At 68.4% G+C, this 225-nt stretch carries 1 protein-coding gene; it reads left to right on the plus strand.

The features are described from left to right. Positions 1-225, plus strand: a 225-nt coding sequence (locus tag OEB96_RS00085; protein WP_266213335.1) for a hypothetical protein, incomplete at both ends; no start/stop codon positions are given.

A 225-nucleotide genomic window follows, 5' to 3' on the forward strand; every position in this document is an offset into this window, starting at 1 on the left:
CCGACTGGCCGTACCTCATCAACACCTTCGCCACCAACTACAGCAAGCCGCACAACCGCGTCACGACGATCACCAACGGGCTCGGGGCGACCGTGGAGATCGACTACGAGACCATCTCCACGGCGGGTGCTCATGGGATCGCGGGCCCGCACACCTACCCGCGGACGGGCGCCAAGGGGGCGATGGCCGTGGTCACCCGGCATGCGACGCAGGCCAACCCGCAGG

It is taken from the genome of Paraliomyxa miuraensis (assembly GCF_026337845.1).
Taxonomy (GTDB): domain Bacteria; phylum Myxococcota_A; class Polyangia; order Nannocystales; family Nannocystaceae; genus Paraliomyxa; species Paraliomyxa miuraensis.